Genomic DNA, 22,305 nt, shown 5'->3' on the forward strand with positions numbered 1-22,305 from the left:
GTGGCCACTTTCCTCTACAAACTCGGCAAGCTCGCCTTCCGGCGACGCCACTTCGTCGCCCTGATCTGGGTGGCGCTCCTGACGCTCGCCGGGGTCGGCGCGGCGTCCGCGCCCACCGCCGCCTCCAGTTCCTTCTCGATACCCGGCACGGAGGCCCAGAAGGCCTTCGACCTGCTGGAGAAGCGCGCCCCCGAGGCCAGCGCCGACGGGGCGAGCGCCCGCGTCGTCTTCAAGGCACCGGACGGCCAGAAGGTCACCGACAAGGCCAACAAGGCCGAGATCGACAAGACCGTCGCCGCCCTGAAGTCCGGCTCGGACCAGGTGGCCCGCGCGGACAGCCCCTTCCGGGCCAAAACCGTCAGCAAGGACGGCTCGACGGCGTACGCCTCGGTCTCCTACAAGGTCACCTCGATGGAGCTGACCGACGAGGACCGCGACGCGCTGGAGAAGACCACCGACAAGGCGCGCGCATCCGGCCTCACGGTCGAGGTCGGCGGCGACGCGCTGCAGGCCATGCCGGAGACCGGGGCCACCGAGATCATCGGCATCGCGATCGCGGCGGTCGTCCTGATCATCACCTTCGGCTCGCTGATCGCGGCCGGACTGCCGCTGCTCACGGCGCTGATCGGCGTCGGCATCGGCGTCTCGTCGATCACCGCCCTGGCCAACGCGCTCGACCTCGGCACCACCACCTCGACACTCGCCATGATGATCGGCCTCGCGGTCGGCATCGACTACGCGCTCTTCATCGTCTCGCGCTACCGCGGCGAACTCGCCGACGGCCGCGACCGCGAGGAGGCGGCGGGCCGCGCGGTCGGCACCGCGGGCTCCGCGGTCGTCTTCGCCGGGCTCACCGTGGTCATCGCGCTGGTCGGCCTCGCCGTGGTGAACATCCCGATGCTCACCAAGATGGGCTTCGCGGCGGCCGGCACGGTCGTCATCGCCGTCCTCATCGCGCTCACCCTCATCCCGGCGCTGCTCGGGTACGCGGGCAAGCGGGTCATGCCGATGGGCGAGAAGAGCAGGCTCTTCGGCGGCGGCAAGAAGAAGGCCGCCGCCGCGGACCGGGACGCCGAGCCCAAGCAGAACATGGGCACCCGCTGGGCCCGCTTCGTGGTCCGCCGCCCCATCGCCGTACTGCTCGTCGGCATCGTGGGCCTGGGCGCCGCGGCGCTGCCGGTCTCGCAGCTGGAGCTCGGCCTGCCGGACGACGGCGCGCAGCCGACGTCCACCACCCAGCGCAAGGCGTACGACCTGGTCTCCGAGGGCTTCGGGCCCGGCTTCAACGGCCCGCTGATGGTCGTCGGCGACCTCAAGGGCGCCGACGACCCGAAGGCCGCGGCCGGACAGATCCGCACCACGATCGCCAAGCTCGACGACGTCCTGAACGTCGCCCCGCCGATGATCAACAAGGCGGGCGACACCGCGATCGTCAGCGTCGTGCCGTCCTCCAAGCCCAGCGGCATCGAGACCGAGGACCTGGTCCACTCGATCCGCGACTCCGGCGCGAAGATCAAGTCCGACTCCGGCGCCGACATCATGGTCACCGGCACCACGGCCATGAACATCGACGTCTCGCAGAAGCTCAACGACGCCCTGCTGCCCTATCTGGCGCTGGTCGTGGGCCTGGCGTTCCTGCTCCTGATCGTCGTCTTCCGCTCGGTCCTGGTCCCGCTCAAGGCGGCCCTCGGCTTCCTGCTCTCGGTCCTCGCGGCCCTCGGCGCGGTCGTCGCGGTCTTCCAGTGGGGCTGGCTCGGCTCGCTCTTCGGCGTCGAGCAGACCGGCCCGATCATGTCGATGATGCCGATCTTCATGGTGGGCGTCGTCTTCGGCCTCGCGATGGACTACGAGGTCTTCCTCGTGACCCGCATGCGGGAGGCGTACGTCCACGGGGAGCGGCCCGGCCAGGCGATCGTGACCGGCTTCCGGCACGGGGCCCGGGTGGTCTCGGCGGCGGCGGTCATCATGATCGCGGTGTTCGCCGGCTTCATCGGCTCGTCCGAGCAGATGGTCAAGATGATCGGCTTCGGCCTCGCGATCGCGGTGTTCTTCGACGCGTTCGTGGTCCGCATGGCGCTGGTCCCCGCGGTCCTCGCGCTGCTCGGCAAGAAGGCGTGGTGGCTGCCGAAGTGGCTGGACCGCGCGCTGCCGAACGTGGACGTCGAGGGCGAGGGCCTGCGCACGGAGGCGGAGCGGGCCGGAGCGGCCGCGGGTGCCTCGGACGCCGACCGGGAGCCGGCGCGCGTCTGACCGAGCCCCGCCCGTTGGGGCCAACGGGTGACCCGGCCCGGGTCAGTGGGTGACCCGGCCCCGGGTCAGCGGGTGGACCGGACCCGGGTCAGCGGACGACCGGCGTGGCGGCCGTGTGGGTGCGGCGCAGGAAGCGGATCAGCGCCGACGCGTCGAACTGGACGACCGTCACGCCGTCCGGGGCGTGGAACTCCACGACCGTCTGGACCCGGCCGCACGGCCACACGTGCACGCCGTCGGCGGTGACCGGGGCCCGCAGCCCCTGCTCCAGGAGGGCCCGGTCGCAGACCCGCTGCGGCGAACCGGGGAGGCCGATCCGTACCGCGTGCGGGTCGGCCTCCGGGTCGTAGTGCAGCATGACGGGGACGGCGCGATGGCCCTCGGAGGAGTCCGTGACGAGGTGGGCGCGTGCGTACTGCTCGACTGCGGACATCACTGAACTCCTCATCCAACCGGGCACTTCGTCCGGGGCTTCCTCACCAATGTCCCATATGTCCGACGTTTCGCCCCCGGCGAGGCGTAGCCGATTCGGGACCGCAGTGCTCTTGCAAACCGTTTGCAACAAGGCCCTATCATTGAACGGTTCACCAGCGATCTGCCCTGTCCAGGGCCCCTGCCCAGGAGCGAGCGCATGCATGTCCCCGACGGGTTCATCAATGTCCCGGTGTCCGCGGCCACCGGGGTCGTCGCGGCCGGAGCCGTGGCCGTCAGCCTCAAGGGGGCGCGGCGTGAGCTGGACGAGCGGACCGCCCCGCTCGCCGGTCTGGTCGCGGCCTTCATCTTCGCGGTGCAGATGCTGAACTTCCCGGTCGCGGCCGGCACCAGCGGACACCTCCTCGGCGGCGCGCTCGCGGCCATCCTCGTCGGGCCCTTCACCGGCGTCCTGTGCGTCTCCGTCGTCCTGCTCATGCAGGGCGTGCTCTTCGCGGACGGCGGCCTGACCGCGCTCGGCGTGAACATCTCCGACATGGCGATCGTCACCACCGTCGTCGCCTACCTCGTCTTCCGCGGCCTGGTGAAGGTGCTGCCCAGGAAGCGCCGCTCGGTCACCGTCGCCTCCTTCGTCGCCGCGCTGCTCTCGGTGCCCGCCGCCGCCGTCGCCTTCACCCTCATCTACGCCCTCGGCGGCACCACCGACGTCTCCATCGGCAAGGTCGCCACCGCCATGGTCGGCGTGCACGTCCTCATCGGCATCGGCGAGGCCGCCATCACCGCGCTCACCGTCGGCGCCGTCATCGCCGTACGGCCCGACCTCGTCTACGGGGCCCGGGGCCTGACCCGGCCGCTGAAGCTGCGGGTCGGCGGGGAGCTGGTGGACGCGCCGGCCGCCGAGCCCGCGCCGGTCGCGGCCCGCTCGCACCGCCCGGTGTGGATCGTCGGCCTCGTCGCCTCCCTCGTCCTCGCGGGCTTCGTCAGCTTCTACGCCGCGACCTCCCCCGACGGCCTGGAGAAGGTCGCCCACGACAAGGGCATCGACAAGAAGACCGAGGACCACGCCGCCGCGGACTCCCCGCTCGCCGACTACGGCGTCAAGGACATCGCCGACGCCCGCCTCTCCGGCGGCCTGGCCGGCGTGATCGGCGTGGGCGTCACCGTCGTCGCCGGCTCGGCGATCTTCTGGGCGCTGCGCCGGCGTCGTACGGAGGACGCGGGCCCGGCGTCGACGGCCGCGGTCACCGGGCCGACCTCCGACGCCGCCGGCACCGGGACGTCGTCCGGCGTCACCGTCGCCGAGAAGTCCGAGAAGGCCTGACATGGGCGCGGGCCACGCCCACCGGCTCTACCGGCAGGGCCGCTCACCGGTGCACGCGCTGCCCCCGCACACCAAGCTCGCCGCCGTCTTCTGCTTCGTGATCGTCGTGGTCTCCACGCCGCGCGAGGCGATGTGGGCGTTCGGCCTGTACGCGGTGCTGCTCGGCGTCGTCGCGTACGCCGCCCGCGTCCCGGCCGGCTTCCTGCTCAAGCGCCTGCTGATCGAGATCCCGTTCGTGGCGTTCGCCGTCCTGATGCCCTTCGTCGCCCAGGGCGAACGGGTCGACGTGCTCGGCCTCACCCTGAGCGTCAACGGCCTCTGGGGCGCCTGGAACGTCCTCGCCAAGGGCACGCTCGGCGTCGCCGCCTCCGTGCTGCTCGCCGCCACGACCGAGCTGCGCGCCCTGCTCCTCGGCCTCCAGCGGCTGCGGCTGCCCGCGCTCCTCGTCCAGATCGCCTCCTTCATGATCCGGTACGGCGACGTCATCACGGACGAGATGCGCCGCATGAAGATCGCCCGCGAGTCGCGCGGCTTCGAGGCGCGGGGCGTGCGGCAGTGGGGCGTCCTCGCCAAGTCCGCGGGCGCCCTCTTCATCCGCTCGTACGAGCGGGGCGAGCGGGTGCACCTGGCCATGGTCAGCCGCGGCTACACCGGGTCGATGCCGGTCATCGACGACGTACGCGCCTCACGGACGCAGTGGCGTCAGGCGCTGGCCCTGCCGCTGACCGCCCTCCTCGTCTGCTTGTTGGGATGGACCCTGTGACCTTGGCACCCTCGCTCGAAGTGGCCGGCCTCGCCTTCGCCTACCCCGACGGGCACCAGGCGCTCTTCGGCGTCGACTTCACCGTCGGACGCGGCGAGCGCGTCGCCCTGCTTGGGCCGAACGGCGCGGGCAAGACGACCCTCGTGCTGCACCTGAACGGCATCCTGACCGGCGGCGCGGGCACGGTCACCGTGGCCGGGCTGCCCGTCGGCAAGAAGCACATGGCGGAGATCAGGCGCCGGGTCGGCATCGTCTTCCAGGACCCGGACGACCAGCTGTTCATGCCCACCGTGCGGGAGGACGTCGCCTTCGGGCCCGCGGCCGCCGGGATGCGCGGACCCGAGCTGGAGGCGCGGGTGGGAAAGGCGCTGGGGCAGGTCGGCATGGCGGAGTTCGCGGACCGCCCGCCGCACCACCTCTCCTTCGGGCAGCGGCGCAGGGTGGCGGTCGCGACGGTGCTCGCCATGGAGCCGGAGATCCTCGTCCTGGACGAGCCCTCCTCCAACCTCGACCCGGCCTCGCGCCGCGAACTCGCCGACATCCTGCGGTCCCTGGACGTGACCGTCCTCATGGTCACGCACGACCTGCCGTACGCCCTGGAGCTCTGCCCCCGCGCCCTGATCCTCAGCGACGGCGTCATCGCGGCCGACGGCCCCACCGGCGACCTGCTCGCCGACGACGACCTGATGAGCGCGCACCGCCTGGAGCTGCCCTTCGGCTTCGATCCGAAGACGGTACGGTCGAACAGCTAGGGAATCGTTGGCGTGGAGTGGCGGTTGGCTTGGGCATGGACGATGTCATAGGTGGGGTGCACGGCACGGTGGCGCCCGGCTTCGAGCCGGTACGGGACGCCTTCGCACGGAACTTCGCCGAGCGCGGCGAACGCGGCGCCGCCGTCTCCGTGTACCGCGACGGGCGCAAGGTCGTCGATCTGTGGGGCGGCGCGAAGGATGTCGACGGGGACGTCGCGGCCGGTGCCGCGCCCTGGGAGTCCGGCACCGCGCAGGTCGTCCGCTCGGCCACCAAGGGGGTCGCGGCCGCCGCGCTGCTCCTGCTGCACCAGCGCGGGGAGCTGGACCTGGACGCGCCGGTCGGCGCGTACTGGCCGGAGTTCAAGGCGCGCGGCAAGGAACGGACCCTGGTCCGGCACGTCCTCGCGCACCGCGCCGGTGTGCCCGCCCTGGACCGGCCGCTGACGCCCGGTGAGGCGTACGACCCCGACCTCGCCGCCGCGGTCGTCGCGGCGCAGGCCCCGTTCTGGGCGCCGGGCGAGGACCACGGCTACCACGCGCACACGTACAGCTGGCTGACCGGCGAACTCGTGCGGCGGGTGACGGGCCGTCCCATGGGGGAGTGGATCGCTTCCGAGATCGCGCGCCCGCTCGGTCTCGCCCTGTGGGTCGGACTGCCCGAGGCGGAGGCGGCGCGGGCCGGCCGGCTGGGACGCATCGAGCCGGCCGAGGCGCCGGGCGGCCTGCGGGTCCGCCCCAAGCGGAACGTGGCGGAGGCGTACGCGGACCCCGCCTCGCTGACCCGTCGCGCCTTCGCTGCGATCGACCCGCTGCCCGACGAGAACGACCCCGCCTACCGGGCGGCGGCGCTCCCCGCGTCCAACGGCGTCGCCACGGCGGACGGCCTCGCCCGGTTCTACGCCTCCCTGATCGGTGAGGTCGACGGCCGGCGGGGGCTGTTCACGCCGGAGACGGTGGCGCTGGCGCGCGGCGAGGCGTCGGCCGGACCCGACCGCGTCCTGGTCGTCGGCACCCGCTTCGGCCTCGGCTACATGCTGCACGGCGCCGCGTCCCCGCTCCTGTCCCCCGGCTCCTTCGGCCACCCCGGCCGGGGCGGCGCCCTGGGCTTCGCGGACCCGGAGTCGGGCCTGGCGTTCGGCTATGTCACGAACGGCATGAACAAGGGGGTCACGGCGGACCCGAGGGCCCAGGCGCTGGTACGGGCGCTGCGCACCGCGGTGTGACGCCGTAGGCACGGCAGCGTGACGCCGAGGGCGCCCCTCCCGCTAACCCGCGTGCAGCATCAGCCCGATCCCCGCCACCATCAGCCCCGCCGCCACCAGCCGTGGCGCTCCGAAGCGTTCCTTGAAGAAGAGGGCGCCTATCGCCGCTCCCACGATGATCGAGGACTCCCGGAGCGCCGAGACCGGGGCCAGGTCCGCTCGCGTCTGCGCCCACAGGACCAGGCCGTAGGCCGCGACCGAGAGCGCCGCACCGACCAGGCCCACCGCCGCGAACGGGCGCAGGCGCGGGATCAGTTCGCCGCGCCAGCGGTACGCCGCGTAGAGCGGGACGGTGATGCCCTCCAGAACCATCAGCCACGCGATGTACGCCATGGAGGAGCCGGAGGCCCGTACGCCGAGGCCGTCCACCACCGTGTAAGCCGCGATGGAGACGCCCGTCGCGAGGGCCGCGCCGATGGCCGTCCAGTCGGGGCGGCGGCCCGTGCCCCGTATGCCCCACAGGGCGAGCCCGGTCAGGCCCGCGGAGGAGACCGCGACGCCCGCCGCCTGCCAGCCGTCGGGGACCTCGCCCGCGAAGACCGCCGCGAGGACCGTCACCACCAGGGGCGCGGTGCCGCGTGCGATGGGGTAGGCCTGGCCGAAGTCGCCGAGCCTGAACGACGTCATCAACAGGGCGTAGTAGCCGACGTGCAGGGCGGCGGAGAGGACCAGATACGGCCAGGCCGCCGCGTCCGGGAGCGGGACGAAGGGGGCGAGGAGCAGGCCGATCAGCGTGCCGCCGCCGGATATCAGGGTGAAGCCGACCAGCTTGTCCGTGATGTGGTGGGCGATCGCGTTCCAGCTGGCGTGGGTGACGGCGGCGAGCAGCACCGCGGCCGCGACCAGCGGGGTCACGCGGCGGTCTCGCGTACGTCCACCAGCGTGCCGCCGGCGTGGGCGACCAGTGTCTCGGGGGCCATCGGGAAGACCGCGTAGGGGGTGCCGGCCGCCGCCCACACCACGTCGTGGCCGAGGAGGGAGCGGTCGGCGAGGACGCGGGTGCGGGTGGCGTGACCAAAGGGGGGTACGCCGCCGATCGCGTAGCCGGTGGCCTCGCGGACGACGTCCGCGCGGGCACGGGTGACCTTCTCGGCGCCGAGCTCTCGGCGCACGAGGTCGAGGTCGACGCGCGACGCCCCGTCCATCAGGACCAGTACCGGGACGCCGTCCGCCGCGAAGATCAGGGACTTGCAGATCTGACTGAGCTCGCAGCCGATGGCCGCGGCGGCCTCCTGGGCGGTGCGGGTCTGCTCCGGGAACCGGCGGACCCGGGGGATCAGGTCGTCGAGGCCCAGTGTGCGGAGGGCTTCGGCGAAACGGGGGTGGGCGGCGGGTGGTACGGCTGCGCTGTCGCTCATGTCCGGCACGCTAGCGGTCTGTGTACGGGGCACGCGACCATGTATCCGCATAGCGGACGGGGGACGGGGCTCGGTCTGCCTCGGTGTCTTCGGTGGGCCGGGGGCGTTGATGGTGACCGGGGCCGCCCGGGTTTGTGCGGAGTGTGGCGCCTCCGGGCCGGCAGTAAAGGGCGCTCCGCTGCGCTACGCGTCGGCTTCGCCGATTGCGCTGCGCTCCACCCTTGACTCCCGTCCCTCCACCGCAGCGAAACGTCCGACCCGGCCGGCCAGGGTGAGGCGGCGGACCTAGCCGGTCGGGTCATCTGCTTTCGCTGCCGGGTGCGGACCGGTCCATCGTGGGCGCGGGCCTCGGTGCGTGCTCGGCCAGCCACGCGGCCCGGCTGGTCGGGTCATCGGCTCGCGCGGCCGTGTGCGGACCGGCCCATCGTGAGCCGAGGCCACGGGGCGAGCTCGGCCACGGCCCAGCCGGTCGGGTTATCACCCTTCGCTGCCGGGTGCGGCCCGGCCCATCGTCGGCGGATGCCACCTTCGATGGACTGCCCGCCGGGGGCTGGCACCTACTTTGGGAAAGTTGCGAATGAGGAGGCCGCGCGCCCCCTTGTCACACCCCAAGCGCCCTCCCCGGAACCAGTCAACCCGCTGGCGGCTGAGTTGAGTGGGGCTGCTGGGGGCGGGGGCCTGCGATCGTCCGCCCGCCGGGTGGCGCATGGAGCGTGGGGAGGGGGCGCGCGGGGATCTGCTTCGCAACTTTCTCAAAGTAGGTGCCCGATGGGGAGGGCATGGGAGGGGCGGGCCCGTATGCCAGCGGCGGGACTCGCGTGCTCGGGGGCGCATTTGCGGTGAAGGCAGGGGGCGCGCGGCGTCTCGATTCGCAACTTTTCCGAAGTAGGTGCCGGACCTCGAGAGCCCGGCCCTCGCACCCGACCCCATCTTGACCGGGACGGCCCGGCGCGATGGGCCGGTCGGCGTCCGAGCGACGTGCCCGCGTGACCAAGCCCCGATCCCGCGATCCGATTGACCTCCCGTCCGCCCGCCGGGTGGCGCATGGAGCGTGGGGAGGGGGCGCGCGGGGATCTGCTTCGCAACTTTCTCAAAGTAGGTGCCAGACCCCCAGAGGCAGAGGGCCGCACCTCCAGCCCAACACCCACCCCACCCCTGACGTCCGCCCACGATGGGCCGGTCGGCACCCGGCGGCGAAAGTGGATGGCCCGAGCGGCGTGGCCGCGCGGCTGGCCGAGCTCGCACCGTGGCGTCCGCCCGCGATGGGCCGGTCCGCACCCGGCGACGCGAGGTGATGACCCGAGCGGCGATGCCGCGCAGCTGACCGAGCACGCACCGGGGCGTCCGCCCGCGATGGGCCGGTCCGCACCCGGCAGTGAAAGGTGATGACCCGAGCAGAGTCGCCCGCCGCCTTACCCCTGGCCGTCCGGGTCGAACGTCAACGTGCGGTGGAGGGACGGGAGTCAAGGGTGGAGCGCAGCGGAATCGGCGAAGCCGACGCGACGAAGGAGCGCCCTTTACTGCCGGCCCGGAGGCGCCACACTCCGCAAAAACCCGGGCGGCCCCGGTACCCATCGAAGACACCGGCCCACCGAAGTCCCCGCCCCAAACGGCCACCGACAAACGCCCCGGCCCACCCAAGGCGCACCCCGGCCGCCGCCGCCCCTCACCCTCCGGCCAACAACATCGCCCGTACCACCGGCCCCGCCGAGTCCCCGCCATGGCCGCCCTCCTGGACGACCGCCGCCGACGCCAGGTCGCCGCGGTACGCGGTGAACCAGCCGTTGGGCTTCTTCTGGCCGTCGACCTCCGCGGAGCCGGTCTTCGCGCCCATGTCGGAGCCGAGCCCCGACATCGGCTCGACCGCCGTGCCGGCGACCGCCGTGTAGTGCATCAGCTCACGCAGCGACGCCGCCGTCGAGCCCGGCAAGGCGCGGGAGGCGGTGGCCAGTTCGCGGTCGTCGACGTCCGGCGAGACCAGATAGGGCTGGCGGAACTTGCCCGACTTCACCGTCGCCGCCACCGACGCCATGTTCAGGGGGTTCATCCGCACCCCGCCCTGCCCGATCAACGAGGCCGCCATCTGCGCGTCGCTCTGCACCGGCACCGCCCCGTCGAAGGACGGCACACCGATCGACCAGTTGTCCCGGCCGAGCCCGAAGACCTCCTGCGCCTGCTGGGTCAGGGAGTCGTTCTCCAGCTTCTCGGCCTGGCTGATGAAGGCCGTGTTGCAGGACCGGGCGAAACTCGCGCGGAACGTGCCGCCCTTGATCTCGAACTTGTCGTCGTTCTGGAACTTCCAGCCCCCGTACGTCACGTACTTGGGGCACGGGTGCTTCTTGTCGACCCCGGCGAGTTTCTTCTCCAGGAGCAGCGAGGACGTGATGACCTTCATCGTGGAGCCGGGCGCGATGGAGCCCTGGAAGGCCGTGTTGAAGCCCGGGTCGGAGTTGGCGGCCGCCAGGATCTCGCCGGTGCTCGGCTTGACCACCACGACGGACGCCCGCTGCCGCTTGGCCGTCTCGCGCTCCGCGGCCGACTGCAGCAACCCGCTGAACGTCGTCTTCAGCGTGCCCGGCGTCCCCGGCGAGAGGGTGAGCAGCGTCTTGTCGGGCAGCGCCTTCGCGTCGTCCTTCTTCGTCGCGGCGGAGTCCGGGGAGGGCTTCGAACCGGACTTCCCGTCCGCCCGCACCACCCGCAGCTCGATACCCGCCCTGCCGCCAGCCTTCTTGCCGTACTTCTCGCGCAGCCCGTCCAGCACCGTGCCCAGCGACGGGTACTTCGCCGCCGTCAGCGCGCCCCCGTCCCGGTCCACCGCCTTGATCGGCGGGTCGCCCGCCTCGCCGGTGACCAGCCGGTCGCCCTCCTTCAGCTCCGGGTGGAGGACCGAGGGCTCCCAGCCGACCAGCGTCCTGCCGTCGCTCTTGCGGCGCACGACGGTCAGTTCGGACGCGTACGAGAGCGGCTTGGTCTTTCCCTCGTACGAGACCGTGGCCGCCGCCTTGAACGGCACCGTGGCCCCCGCCCGCCTGCCCGGCGTCAGCCGCGGCTTCGTGAGGTGGCCGTCCTTGCGGTACGAGGTCAGGGACGTCAGCGCCGCCGCGCGGTCGTCGGTGAGCGCCGCGGCCCGCGCCACGTCGCCCTCGGCCCACGCGGTGAGGAACGCCCGTGCGGTGGTGCGGACTTCGGCCGCCGTCGGCGGGCCCGTCGCGACCTGCTTCTCGTCGACGCTCGAACCGTCCCCGCCGGAGCCGGCGCCCCCGGAGAGCGTGAACGCGGCGGCCCCCACGCCGACCACGACCACGGCGGCCGCCCCGCCGAGCACGCCCGGGTGCACCTTCATGTTTCTGCCGCCGCCGACGCTCTTGCGCTCGGCGGCGCGCCTTCGCTTGCCCACAAACCCTCCGCAGTTCCCCAGAACCCCCGGCTCCGCACCAGAAGGCCACCTTAGAGGCGTACGGGGAAGCACCCGACCACTTCGTCGTCCGCCCGGGCGACGGCCCGGCGGAGCGTCTACCCTGCGCCCAGCACCGCCACCACGATCGGGCCCGCCGCGTCACCGCCGTGCCCGCCACGCTGCGCCATCGCGGCCGCCGCGACGTCGCCCCGGTACCCGGTGAACCAACTGTCCGACGTGGCCTGGCCGTCGACCTCGGTGGAACCGGTCTTCGCGCCGATGTCGCCGCCGAGACCCGCCATGGCGCGCGCCCCGGTGCCGCTGACCGCGGTGCGGTGCATCATCTGGCGCAGCTGCGCGACCGTGGAGGCGCGCAGGCCGCGCGCGGTGGCCAGTTCGCGGTCGTCGAGGGACTTCGGCACGATCACCGGCTGCCGGAAGGTGCCCGTCATCGCCGTCGCCGTCACCGACGCCATGTTGAGGGGGTTCATCTGGACCTGGCCCTGACCGATGGCGTTCGTCGCGCGGTCGGGGCCCGGGGAGGCCGGAACCGTACCGTCGGAGGTGGGGACACCGGCCTTCCAGTTGTCCTGTCCGAGGCCGAAGTTGTTCTGCGCCTCCTCGGTCAGGGACTCGTCGGTGATGCCGTCCTCGTCGATGAGCTTCACGAACGCGGTGTTGCAGGAGCGCGCGAAGCTCTCCGCGAGCGTCGCGGACTCGTCGGGCACCATGCCCTTGAGGTTGTGGATGGTCTGGCTCTGCCAGGTCGCGGTGGGCGGGCACGGCGCGGGTCCGTCCGCCTTGGTGATGCCCTTGTCGATGAGCATCGCCGCCGTGAGGATCTTCATCGTCGAGCCGGGCGCCACCTTGCCCTGGAGCGCCGCGTTGAACGCGTCCGCACGGTTGTTGGCGACCGCGAGGATCTCACCGGTGCTCGGCTTCACCGCGACCACCGACGAGTCGTCGTTGCGCAGCACCGCGCGCTCCGCCGCCCTCTGCACCCCGGCGCTCAGCGTGGTGCGCAGCTTGCCCGGGGTGCCCTTGGTGAGGGTGAGCAGCGTGCGCGTCCCGGCGGCCTCGTCCTCGTGCTGCACGTACAGCTCGATGCCCGGCTTGCCGCCCGCGTGCTCGCCGTACTTCGCGCGCAGGCCGTCCAGGACGGGGCGCAGTGAGGGATAGTCCTTCTTGCGCAGGACGGCGCCGGAACGGTCCACCGCCTCGATGGGCGGCGCGGCGGCCTCCCCCGTCACGAGGGTGTCGCCCCGCTCCAGGGAGGGGTGGACGACCGCGGCCCGCCAGTCGACGAGCGGGCGCCCGGTGGTCTTGCCGCGCACCACGGTCAGCCGCGAGTCGTACGCGAAGGGCTTGCTCTTCCCCTGGTACGACACCGTCGCCGACACCGAGAACGGCACGCTGTCGCCGGACGCCCGCTTCGGGGTGATCCTCACCTTCGTCAGGTGCGCGTCCTCGCGGAAGCCGGTCAGGGCGGTGGCCGCCGCCGTGCTGTTGTCGGTGTATCCGGCGGCGTCCCCGGCGTGGCCCCCGGCCCACGCCGCGAGGAACTTGGCCGCCGTGTCCCGCACTTCCTCGCCCGACACCGGGCCCGTCTTCATCTCGGCGGAGCCCGGGCCTCCCGAACCGCCGCCCCCCGACAGGCCGTTCACCAGGTTGTACGCGCCGTATCCCGCGGTCCCCACCATCGCGGTGAAGACCCCGCCGACCAGCGCGACCTTTATTCCCTTGCGCACGATGCGCCCCCTCCCCAGGAGTTTCGCCGCAATACATGACGGCGAGGTCGTCCGCCTTGAACCCTAAGGGGGAGGGGGTACGTACGGGACGGTCGTTATCCGACGGTGTCCATGGTGTGCCCTACACCCATGTATCCAGCCACATCCGGGACCGCCAGGAATCGATGGGAATGGCGGTGCCGGAGTAAATGGGCCAGAAATAGATGAAATTCCACAGGATCAGCAGGACGAGGACGCCCGAGGCCGCCGCGCCCGCCACGCGCCGCCCCTCGCTCGAACCCGGCGGTCCGAGCAGCGCGCCCACCAGCATCGCCACCGCGAGACACAGGAACGGCACGAAGACGACCGCGTAGAAGTAGAAGATCGTCCGCTCCTGGTAGAAGAACCAGGGCAGATAGCCCGCGAGCACCGCGCACAGGATCGCGCCCGCCCGCCAGTCGCGGCGGAACGCCCACCGCCACACCACGTAGACCAGCGCGAGCGCCGCCACCCACCACAGCAGCGGGGTGCCGAGCGCGAGGACCTCCCGGGCGCACTTCTCCGTGGTGTCCGAGGGACAGCCGTCCTTGCCGGGAAGCGGCGACTCGTAGAAGTACGAGACGGGCCGGCCGTCGACGATCCAGCTCCACGGGTTCGACTGGTAGGTGTGCGGCGAGGACAGGCCCACATGGAAGTCGTAGACCGCGTGCTCGTAGTGCCACAGGCTGCGCACCCAGTCCGGCAGCCAGGTCCAGCTGCCGCCCTTCCCCTCCGTCGCCGCCCAGTTGCGGTAGTAGCCGCCCGAGCCGTCCGCCGGCGAGAGGATCCAGCCGAGCCACGACACGACGTACGTGACGAGCGCCACCGGCACCGTCGCGACGAACGCCGGCAGCACGTCGTGCCGCAGGACCGCCCGGTAGGGCCGCACCGCGCCGGCCACCCGGCGCGCGCCCACGTCCCACAGGACCGTCATCAGGCAGAGGAAGACCATCACGTACAGGCCGTTCCACTTGGTGCCGAAGGCGAGGCCCAGGCAGAGCCCGGCCGCCCACCGCCACGGCCGCCACCCGAGGCGCAGCGTCTGCGCGACCCGCACGTCGGGCCGCACCCGGCCGTCCTCGTCCACCGGCAGCGCCGCGGCGAGCCGGGCCCGCGCCCTGTCCCGGTCGATCAGGAAGCAGCCGAAGGCGGCCAGCACGAAGAACATCAGGATCTGGTCGAGCAGGGCGGTGCGGCTCATCACGAAGTGCAGGCCGTCCACCGTGAGCAGCGCGCCCGCCAGACAGCCGAGGAACGTGGAGCGGAACAGCCGCCGCCCGATCCGGCAGAGCATCAGCACCGAGAGCGTGCCGAGCAGCGCCGTCATGAACCGCCAGCCGAACGGGTCGAAACCGAACAGCCACTCCCCGACGCCGATCACGTACTTGCCGACCGGCGGATGCACCACGTACGCCGCGTCGTGCGGGATCGCGATGTCACCGCCCTGCCGCAGGACGTCGTCGTTGACCTTCTCCGGCCAGTTGACCTCGAAACCGCGGTGGATGAGCGCCCAGGCGTCCTTCGCGTAATACGTCTCGTCGAATATCACGGCCTTCGGATTGCCGAGGTTCAGGAACCTGGTGATCCCGGCGACGAGCGTGATCAGCAGCGGGCCGCCCCAGCCGGACCAGCGCACCAGCCGGCCGGCGAACGGCTCGGACAGGCCGAGCGTCAGCCACAGGCGGGGGCTCGGCTCCGCGTACCGGGGGACGAGACGGGCCGTGACGTCGTCTCTGGCGCGCTCCGCATGACCGAATCGGCGCAGCCGCCGCTGCCACGAGGGCTGCTGCTCCTCGGCTGCCTGGCCCTCGCGGGTGTCCGGGGAAGACGCGGTACTGGTCACCGCGCCATCGTAGGGAACCAGACTGTGCGAGTCCCGCCCACCGGCCCCTGCGAGGATGGATCCGTGACAGGACGCGCTGATTCCCCCGGAACCCTGGTGCTGGCAGGCACCCCCATCGGCGACGTCGCCGACGCCCCGCCGCGGCTCGCCGCCGAGCTGGAGGCGGCCGACGTCGTGGCGGCCGAGGACACCCGGCGGCTGCGCCGGCTCACCCAGGCGCTGGGGGTGCAGGTCGGCGGCCGGGTCGTCTCCTACTTCGAGGGCAACGAGGCGGCGCGCACGCCCGAGCTGGTGGAGGCGCTGGCCGGCGGCGCGCGGGTGCTGCTGGTGACCGACGCCGGCATGCCGTCGGTCTCCGACCCCGGCTACCGGCTCGTCGCCGCGGCCGTGCAGCGGGACGTGCGGGTGACCGCCGTGCCGGGACCGTCCGCCGTGCTCACGGCGCTCGCGCTCTCCGGCCTTCCGGTGGACCGGTTCTGCTTCGAGGGCTTCCTGCCGCGCAAGGCGGGCGAGCGCCTCTCCCGGCTGCGCGAGGTCGCCGACGACCGCCGCACCCTCGTCTACTTCGAGGCCCCGCACCGCATCGACGACACGCTCGCCGCGATGGCCGAGGCGTTCGGCGAGGAGCGCAGGGCCGCGGTCTGCCGCGAGCTGACCAAGACGTACGAGGAGGTCAAGCGCGGATCCCTGAAGGAACTGGCGGAGTGGGCGGCCGACGGCGTACGCGGCGAGATCACCGTCGTCGTCGAGGGCGCGCCCGAGAGGAGCGCGGCGGAACTCGGCCCCGAGGAGCTGGTGCGCAGGGTGCGGGTGCGCGAGGAGGCGGGGGAGCGGCGCAAGGAGGCGATCGCCGCGGTGGCCGCCGAAGCGGGGCTTCCCAAACGCGAGGTGTTCGATGCCGTCGTGGCGGCAAAGAATGCGGATCGGGGCGGCCCATCGGAAGGCAAAGGACTATCGTGAAAGGCAAAGCGCGGGCCGCGCACCAGGCCTCTTTCCTATGGAAAGGCCAAAACGGCTCCATTGCTCGACAGGTCTGATGCGCTCGCTCCGGGAAAGGCGTCCACTGATTGAAGGGACGCACCCGTCCCCACGCTTCCGGCCGGGGCCGTCCCCGGACCCGGCAGCGCTTGTCCCTCGGGCAAGAGGAGCAGCGGGCATGAGTGACATCGCAGACACCGGCCACCCCACCACGGCGATCAACGTCGTTCACGAGTCGTACGCCTTCGCCTGCATGCGGTGCGGGCACGGCTGGGAGCAGTCGTACGAGATAGAGCACCACGTGGACGGTTCGGGCCACGAGTTCGTGACGTACCTGGCGGACGGCCGGCGCGTGCCGTCCCCGCTGACCCGGCCCACGTGCCTGAACTGCGGTGGCCACGTCGTGCGGATCATGCGGGCGGGGCAGGTGTCCTCGGTCCTCGACATGATGCGGCGGCAGAACGGGGACAAGCGGGTGGGCAAGCCGGCCGGACCGGTGGACGCCGACGCCGACGCGGATGTCGTCGCCGCCGGGGGCGCCACCGCGGCGCGGCCCGCGTCCGACCACCACTGGCACCTCTCGGACCTGCTCCACCCGTTCCAGCACCGCAAGGGCCACTGAGGCCGGGGCGGACCACCCCGGGCGGGGGGCTTCGTAGGATCGGAGCATGCCTTCGAAGAACGCCGACGTCCCCCCGCCGCTGCCCGAACCCCTCCGGGTCCCGGTCGCCGACTCGCACACCCACCTCGACATGCAGTCGGGCTCGGTCGAGGAGGGCCTCGCCAAGGCCGCGTCCGTGGGCGTCACCACGGTCGTGCAGGTGGGCTGCGACGTCCGCGGCTCCCGGTGGGCGGCCGAGACCGCCGCCGCGCACGACAGCGTGCACGCGACCGTCGCCCTGCACCCCAACGAGGCGCCCCGCATCGTCCTCGGCGACCCCGACGGGTGGTCCCGGCAGGGCGAGCGGGAGGCCGGCGGCGACGCCGCGCTCGACGCGGCGCTCGCCGAGATCGACCGGCTCGCGGCGCTGCCGCAGGTGCGCGGCGTCGGCGAGACGGGCCTGGACCACTTCCGCACCGGGCCGGAGGGCATGGCCGCGCAGGAGCGGTCCTTCCGCGCCCACATCGAGATCGCGAAGCGGCACGGCAAGGCGCTCGTCATCCACGATCGCGAGGCGCACGAGGACGTGCTGCGGATCCTGAAGGAGGAGGGCGCCCCCGAGCGCACCGTCTTCCACTGCTACTCCGGCGACGCCGCGATGGCCCGAGTCTGCGCGGAGCAGGGCTACTTCATGTCCTTCGCGGGCAACGTCACCTTCAAGAACGCGCAGGACCTGCGGGACGCACTGGCCGTCGCGCCGCTCGAACTCGTGCTCGTCGAGACGGACGCGCCGTTCCTCACGCCCGCGCCGTACCGCGGACGGCCCAACGCGCCGTATCTCATTCCGGTCACATTGCGCGCGATGGCCGACATGCGGGGCATCGACGAGGACGCCATGGCCACGGCCGTCTCGGCGAACACGGCACGCGCGTTTGCTTACTGACCGATAACGAAGCGGGACGGCGCCAACCGCCCGCGCACCACGGCTCAGGTCAACGCAGCGACACTGCGTAGTCGTGCTGCTTTGGAGAGTGACGGTGGCTCCGCTAGGTTCTGTCCGCCCGGTACGGACCCCTGGAGCGTCGTCGTGAGCAGTGCGCGGTACGAGACGTACGAGCCGCCCTTTGAGCCGCCCTTCGAGCCGGCTCGCGAGCCCTTCCCGCGTGAGCCGGCGGTCTACGCGGAGCCGACGTACGCGTTGCCGACGTACGAGCCGCCGGTGTACGAGTCGCCGTTGCACGAAGCGCCCACGTACGGAGCGCCCACGTACGGAGCGCCCGGGTACGGGGCGTCCGGGTACGGCGCCCCGGCGTACGACGTACCGCCGACCGCCGAGCCGTGGCGCGCGGCGCCGTACGACGCCACGCTCCTCGACGTCGGCGCCGACGCGACAATCGCCGTCACCGTGCCGGACGGGGCCGCGGACGAGGACGCCCCGGGCCAGCGGTTCCCCCGCCAGTCAGGGACACCCGCGGCGCCCGCGCCGGCGGGGCGGGCCGCGCGGCGGCGCGGGGCCGGCGGGCGCGCCCTTCCCGCGGCGCCGGAGCGGGGCGGGACGCCGCGGCCGCCCGAGGCGATGCGCAAGCTGGTGCCGCAGGCCCTCGTCGTGGCGTTCCTCGCGGGCGGCACGTCCGCGTTCGTCGCCAACGACAAGGCCGTACAGCTCATCGTCGACGGCAAGCCGCGCACCCTGCACACCTTCGCGGACGACGTCGGCGAACTCCTCGCCGACGAGGGCGTGGACGTCGGCTCGCACGACATCGTGGCGCCCGCGTCCACGACGGCGCTCGCCAGCGGCGACGAGATCGCCGTCCGGTACGGCAGACCCGTCCACCTCACCCTCGACGGGCAGCGGCGCAAGGTGTGGACCACGGCGCAAACCGTGGAGGGGGCGCTGCGGCAGCTCGGGGTGCGGGCGGAGGGGGCGCAGCTGTCGGCCTCGCGCTCCCGGCGGATCGACCGCGACGGCCTCGCCCTCGACGTACTGACCGAACGCACCGTCACGATCATGGCGGACGGGCGGGAGCGGACGATCCGCACGAACGCGGCGACCGTGCGGGACGCGGTCGCCGAGGCCGGGGTGACGCTGCGGGGCCAGGACACGACGTCGGTGGGGCCGGAGAGCTTTCCGCGCGACGGGCAGACCGTGACGGTCATGCGGATCACCGGTACGAAGGAGGTCCGCGAGGAGCCGATCCCCTTCGAGGTGGAGAGGACCGAGGACGCGACGGTGCTGCGCGGCACGGAGGTCGTGGCGCAGGCGGGGCGGCCGGGGGTGCGGCGGGTCACGTACACGGTGCGGTCGGTGAACGGGGTGAAGCAGAAGCCGCGGCGGGTGCGGACGGAAGTGGTGCGGGAGCCGCAGAAGCGGATCGTGAAGGTGGGCACGAAACAGATGCCGTCGTCGGTGGCGGGTGCGGACGGCCTCGACTGGGGCGGGCTCGCCCACTGCGAGTCGGGCGGGCGGCCCGCGGCGGTGGACCCGTCCGGCACGTACGGCGGCCTGTACCAGTTCGACACCCGGACGTGGCAGGCACTGGGCGGCTCGGGCCGCCCCCAGGACGCGTCGGCGTCGGAACAGACGTTCCGAGCGAAGAAACTCTACGTACAACGCGGAGCAACCCCCTGGCCCCACTGCGGCCGCCGCCTGTAGCCCCCGGACCACCCGCCCGCCCGGCCCGTCGCGGAGGCCCCCCGCCCACCCGCTCAGACCGTCGCGGAGCCCCCCGGCCCACCCGCTCAGACCGTCGCGGAGGCCCCTGGCCCACCCGCTCAGACCGTCGCGGCGCACCCCCCCACCCACCCGCCCCTACCCCAACCCCGCGTCGCGGGGTGAACGGGTGGGTGGGTGGGAGACATCCGCCGCGGAGCGGCGGCGCTGTTCTAGGCCCGGCAGCAGGACGCGAAGCCCCACCCGCCCGGCCCACCCGCCCAGGGGGCCCCACCCGCCCAGGGGCCCCACCCGCCCAGGGGCCCCACCCGCCCTGGGGACCCCGCCCGGCCCACCCGCCCCGGCGGAGGCCCCCCGCCCAGGGGCCCCGAGGACCGCGCGAGGCCCAGGGGCCAGGCCCCGTAACCTTGTCCCGTGAGCACTGAGCACGGCGCCCTCCTCGGCCCCGCCGACATCCGCGAACTGGCCGCTGCCCTGGGCGTACGCCCGACCAAGCAGCGCGGCCAGAACTTCGTCATCGACGCCAACACGGTGCGTCGCATCGTCCGCACCGCGGAGGTCCGCCCGGACGACGTCGTCGTCGAGGTCGGCCCGGGCCTCGGGTCCCTGACCCTGGCCCTGCTCGAGACCGCGTCCCACGTCACCGCCGTGGAGATCGACGACGTGCTGGCCGGGGCGCTGCCCGCGACCATCGAGGCGCGCCTCCCGCAGAAGGCCGGCTCCTTCGCGCTCGTGCACAGCGACGCCATGCTCGTCGGCGAGCTCCCGGGCCCCGCCCCGACCGCGCTGGTCGCGAACCTCCCGTACAACGTCGCCGTCCCCGTCCTGCTGCACATGCTCGACACCTTCCCGACCATCGAGCGCACGCTCGTGATGGTGCAGGCCGAGGTCGCCGACCGGCTCGCCGCCGGGCCCGGCTCGCGGGTCTACGGCGTGCCCTCCGTGAAGGCCAACTGGTACGCGGACGTCAAGCGCGCCGGGTCCATCGGGCGGAACGTCTTCTGGCCCGCGCCGAACGTCGACTCCGGCCTCGTGTCGCTGGTGCGCCGCGCCGAGCCGGTGAAGACCAGCGCGTCCAAGCGCGAGGTCTTCGCCGTCGTCGACGCCGCCTTCGCGCAGCGCAGGAAGACGCTGCGGGCCGCCCTCGCGGGGTGGGCCGGCTCCGCGGCCGCCGCCGAGGCCGCGCTCGTCGCCGCCGGGGTATCGCCCCAGGCCCGCGGCGAGGCCCTCACCGTCGAGGAGTTCGCCCGCATCGCGGAGCACAAGGAGGCCGCCGCGTGAGCGTGACCGTACGGGTTCCCGCGAAGGTCAACGTCCAGCTGGCGGTGGGCGCCGCCCGCCCCGACGGCTTCCACGACCTCGCCAACGTCTTCCTCGCCGTCGGCCTCTACGACGAGGTCACCGTCGCCCCCGCCGACGCACTGCGGATCACCTGCGAGGGCCCCGGCGCCGACCAGGTCCCCCTGGACCGCACGAACCTCGCGGCCCGCGCCGCGGAGCTGCTGGCCGCGCGGCACGGGATCGAGCCCGCCGTGCACCTGCACATCAAGAAGGACATCCCCGTCGCGGGCGGCATGGCCGGCGGCAGCGCGGACGGCGCGGGCGCGCTCGTGGCGTGCGACGCGCTGTGGGGGACCGGCGCGTCCCGGGCCGAACTGCTCGACATCTGCGCCGAGTTGGGCAGCGACGTACCGTTCGGTCTGGTCGGCGGAGCCGCGCTCGGCACCGGCCGGGGCGAGAAGCTGACGCCGCTGGAGGTCGGCGGCACCTTCCACTGGGTCTTCGCCGTCGCCGACGGCGGGCTCTCCACGCCCGCCGTGTACCGCGAGTTCGACCGGCTCACCCCCGCCGCGCCCGCGCCCGAGGCGTCCCCCGCGCTGCTCGACGCGCTGCGCGCGGGCGACGCGGAGGCGCTCGCCGCCACGGTCACCAACGACCTGCAGCCCGCCGCGCTCTCCCTCTTCCCGCGACTGCGCGAGACCCTCGCCGCCGGCCGGGCGGCGGGCGCCCTGGCCGCCCTCGTCTCCGGCTCGGGGCCGACCACCGCGTACCTCACCACCGACGCCGCCTCCGCCCACAAGGTGGCCGACGCCCTGACGGCCTCCGGCACCTGCCGCACCGCCCGCGTCGCCCAGGCCCCGGCGCCGGGAGCGGTCCTGCTCTGAGCGCCCGGGTCAGAGCAGGTCGATGGCGGTGAGGTCGATGTCGATGTCGAACGGGACGGAGACCTTCAGGTGCTGGTGGTGGATGCCCGTGAGGGCGTACGTGCCGGACGCCGTGCCGAGTTCGTACACCTGGACGACTGGGTGATCGTCCTGGCCTGCCATTTCCACCAGCCAGAAGTGGGGGATGCCGGCGGCGGCGTACTTGAGCGGTTTGCTGTCGCGGTCGCGTGCCGCCGAGTCGGGAGAGACGACTTCCACCGCCAGCAGGACATCGGCTACGGGGAAGGACGTCTGGCTACGGCTTACGACAGCTTCCTTGCGGACGACACTGATGTCCGGCTCGGGGCCGTTGTGGCGATCGATGACCACCGTCATTTCCCGCCCCACCCGCAAGTCCGCCGGCACGGTGCCACGGAGCCCGTTCACCAACAGGTCGATGGCGAGGCTGTGGAAGTAGCGCTGCGGACTCACGAAGACCAGGCTCCCGTCGATCAGCTCGGTGTGCGGCGGGAGGCCGGGCAGCGTGCGCAGGTCGTCCACGGTCCAGCCCTCCGGTGGCGGCACCGGCCACCGGGTGTCGGACGCCGACTCGGAGAACGGTTCGGGAATCGGCTCGGCGGTCATGGTTCCTCCCATGGACGGGATTCTGCGGCCCGCCCTCAACGGTAGCCGCGGGTTCCTTGATCCGTCATCACGAAGAGTGAGCGACCCCGTACCCCGGAGCGGGCCGGAGCCCGTCCTCGCGG

General features: G+C 73.0%; 18 protein-coding genes. 11 read left to right on the forward strand and 7 right to left on the reverse strand.

The window, feature by feature from the left end:
* Positions 1-2,250, forward strand: a complete 2,250-nt coding sequence (locus ACZ6B8_RS32265) for an MMPL family transporter (RefSeq protein WP_471609500.1) — start codon at positions 1-3, stop codon at positions 2,248-2,250.
* A gap of 88 nt (positions 2,251-2,338) precedes the next feature.
* On the opposite strand, the gene ACZ6B8_RS32270 is transcribed toward ACZ6B8_RS32265, so the two are convergent.
* Entirely contained in the window at positions 2,339-2,683 is a 345-nt protein-coding gene (locus tag ACZ6B8_RS32270) for an SsgA family sporulation/cell division regulator (RefSeq protein WP_471085597.1), read from the reverse strand.
* Between the two features lie 198 nt (positions 2,684-2,881).
* Here ACZ6B8_RS32270 and ACZ6B8_RS32275 point away from each other — a divergent pair, with 198 nt between their 5' ends.
* Genes ACZ6B8_RS32275 through ACZ6B8_RS32290 form a run of 4 tightly spaced genes read left to right on the forward strand, consistent with a single transcriptional unit; the run spans position 2,882 to position 6,741 of the window.
* Positions 2,882-4,003 (forward strand): energy-coupling factor ABC transporter permease, encoded by a 1,122-nt coding sequence (locus ACZ6B8_RS32275; protein WP_471609501.1) that lies wholly within the window; start codon positions 2,882-2,884, stop codon positions 4,001-4,003.
* 1 nt (position 4,004) lies between these two features.
* Complete coding sequence (cbiQ, locus tag ACZ6B8_RS32280) at positions 4,005-4,766, forward strand: cobalt ECF transporter T component CbiQ (RefSeq protein ID WP_471609502.1); 762 nt, start codon at positions 4,005-4,007, stop codon at positions 4,764-4,766.
* The gene (locus ACZ6B8_RS32285; RefSeq protein ID WP_471609503.1) at positions 4,754-5,518 is read left to right on the forward strand and encodes an energy-coupling factor ABC transporter ATP-binding protein; all 765 of its coding nucleotides are present in this window, start codon (positions 4,754-4,756) and stop codon (positions 5,516-5,518) included. The genes cbiQ and ACZ6B8_RS32285 overlap by 13 nt, the downstream gene beginning before the upstream one ends.
* A 35-nt stretch (positions 5,519-5,553) precedes the next feature.
* Entirely contained in the window at positions 5,554-6,741 is a 1,188-nt protein-coding gene (locus tag ACZ6B8_RS32290) for a serine hydrolase domain-containing protein (protein ID WP_471609504.1), read from the forward strand.
* A gap of 42 nt (positions 6,742-6,783) precedes the next feature.
* Here the strand turns inward: ACZ6B8_RS32290 and ACZ6B8_RS32295 are convergent, their stop codons facing one another.
* The 5 genes from ACZ6B8_RS32295 to ACZ6B8_RS32315 all read right to left on the reverse strand — a co-directional run bounded on the left by ACZ6B8_RS32295 (position 6,784) and on the right by ACZ6B8_RS32315 (position 15,144).
* Positions 6,784-7,635 carry a DMT family transporter gene (locus ACZ6B8_RS32295; RefSeq protein ID WP_471085612.1) on the reverse strand — a complete coding sequence of 284 codons (852 nt, stop codon included), beginning with the start codon at positions 7,633-7,635 and terminating at the stop codon, positions 6,784-6,786.
* Positions 7,632-8,138, reverse strand: a complete 507-nt coding sequence (locus tag ACZ6B8_RS32300; protein ID WP_471609505.1) for a YbaK/EbsC family protein — start codon at positions 8,136-8,138, stop codon at positions 7,632-7,634. The genes ACZ6B8_RS32295 and ACZ6B8_RS32300 overlap by 4 nt, the downstream gene beginning before the upstream one ends.
* A gap of 1,666 nt (positions 8,139-9,804) precedes the next feature.
* A complete protein-coding gene (locus ACZ6B8_RS32305; protein ID WP_471609506.1) occupies positions 9,805-11,535 on the reverse strand; it encodes a penicillin-binding transpeptidase domain-containing protein in 1,731 nt (576 codons plus the stop codon).
* A 116-nt stretch (positions 11,536-11,651) separates the two neighbouring features.
* Entirely contained in the window at positions 11,652-13,283 is a 1,632-nt protein-coding gene (locus ACZ6B8_RS32310; protein ID WP_471609507.1) for a penicillin-binding transpeptidase domain-containing protein, read from the reverse strand.
* Between the two features lie 121 nt (positions 13,284-13,404).
* Positions 13,405-15,144, reverse strand: coding sequence for a dolichyl-phosphate-mannose--protein mannosyltransferase (locus ACZ6B8_RS32315; protein ID WP_471609508.1), 1,740 nt, complete (start codon positions 15,142-15,144; stop codon positions 13,405-13,407).
* A 63-nt stretch (positions 15,145-15,207) separates the two neighbouring features.
* On the opposite strand from ACZ6B8_RS32315, the gene rsmI reads away from it, so the two are divergent.
* The 6 genes from rsmI to ACZ6B8_RS32345 all read left to right on the forward strand — a co-directional run bounded on the left by rsmI (position 15,208) and on the right by ACZ6B8_RS32345 (position 21,559).
* On the forward strand, positions 15,208-16,104 hold the full coding sequence (gene rsmI / locus ACZ6B8_RS32320; protein WP_471609509.1) for a 16S rRNA (cytidine(1402)-2'-O)-methyltransferase: 897 nt from the start codon (positions 15,208-15,210) through the stop codon (positions 16,102-16,104).
* 196 nt (positions 16,105-16,300) lie between these two features.
* The gene (locus tag ACZ6B8_RS32325) at positions 16,301-16,744 is read left to right on the forward strand and encodes a hypothetical protein (protein ID WP_471085629.1); all 444 of its coding nucleotides are present in this window, start codon (positions 16,301-16,303) and stop codon (positions 16,742-16,744) included.
* Between the two features lie 46 nt (positions 16,745-16,790).
* On the forward strand, positions 16,791-17,666 hold the full coding sequence (locus ACZ6B8_RS32330) for a TatD family hydrolase (RefSeq protein WP_471085632.1): 876 nt from the start codon (positions 16,791-16,793) through the stop codon (positions 17,664-17,666).
* 144 nt (positions 17,667-17,810) lie between these two features.
* The gene (locus ACZ6B8_RS32335) at positions 17,811-19,376 is read left to right on the forward strand and encodes a ubiquitin-like domain-containing protein (RefSeq protein WP_471609510.1); all 1,566 of its coding nucleotides are present in this window, start codon (positions 17,811-17,813) and stop codon (positions 19,374-19,376) included.
* A gap of 432 nt (positions 19,377-19,808) precedes the next feature.
* A complete protein-coding gene (rsmA, locus tag ACZ6B8_RS32340; protein WP_471085638.1) occupies positions 19,809-20,675 on the forward strand; it encodes a 16S rRNA (adenine(1518)-N(6)/adenine(1519)-N(6))-dimethyltransferase RsmA in 867 nt (288 codons plus the stop codon).
* Entirely contained in the window at positions 20,672-21,559 is an 888-nt protein-coding gene (locus ACZ6B8_RS32345; RefSeq protein WP_471609511.1) for a 4-(cytidine 5'-diphospho)-2-C-methyl-D-erythritol kinase, read from the forward strand. Before rsmA ends, ACZ6B8_RS32345 begins: the two co-directional genes overlap by 4 nt.
* Positions 21,560-21,568: 9 nt before the next feature.
* Here the strand turns inward: ACZ6B8_RS32345 and ACZ6B8_RS32350 are convergent, their stop codons facing one another.
* Complete coding sequence (locus ACZ6B8_RS32350; RefSeq protein WP_471086036.1) at positions 21,569-22,183, reverse strand: Uma2 family endonuclease; 615 nt, start codon at positions 22,181-22,183, stop codon at positions 21,569-21,571.
* Positions 22,184-22,305 lie beyond the last annotated feature (122 nt).

This window comes from Streptomyces sp. NPDC041122, assembly GCF_055592445.1.

Excerpts from the sequence above, each read along its gene's own strand:
- ACZ6B8_RS32330 (WP_471085632.1), top strand. The coding sequence starts at position 16,791 with ATGCCTTCGAAGAACGCCGACGTCCCCCCGCCGCTGCCCGAACCCCTC.
- cbiQ (WP_471609502.1), top strand. The coding sequence starts at position 4,005 with ATGGGCGCGGGCCACGCCCACCGGCTCTACCGGCAGGGCCGCTCACCG.
- ACZ6B8_RS32290 (WP_471609504.1), top strand. The coding sequence starts at position 5,554 with ATGGACGATGTCATAGGTGGGGTGCACGGCACGGTGGCGCCCGGCTTC.
- ACZ6B8_RS32270 (WP_471085597.1), bottom strand. The coding sequence starts at position 2,683 with ATGTCCGCAGTCGAGCAGTACGCACGCGCCCACCTCGTCACGGACTCC.
- ACZ6B8_RS32275 (WP_471609501.1), top strand. The coding sequence starts at position 2,882 with ATGCATGTCCCCGACGGGTTCATCAATGTCCCGGTGTCCGCGGCCACC.
- ACZ6B8_RS32350 (WP_471086036.1), bottom strand. The coding sequence starts at position 22,183 with ATGACCGCCGAGCCGATTCCCGAACCGTTCTCCGAGTCGGCGTCCGAC.
- ACZ6B8_RS32300 (WP_471609505.1), bottom strand. The coding sequence starts at position 8,138 with ATGAGCGACAGCGCAGCCGTACCACCCGCCGCCCACCCCCGTTTCGCC.
- ACZ6B8_RS32325 (WP_471085629.1), top strand. The coding sequence starts at position 16,301 with ATGAGTGACATCGCAGACACCGGCCACCCCACCACGGCGATCAACGTC.
- ACZ6B8_RS32285 (WP_471609503.1), top strand. The coding sequence starts at position 4,754 with ATGGACCCTGTGACCTTGGCACCCTCGCTCGAAGTGGCCGGCCTCGCC.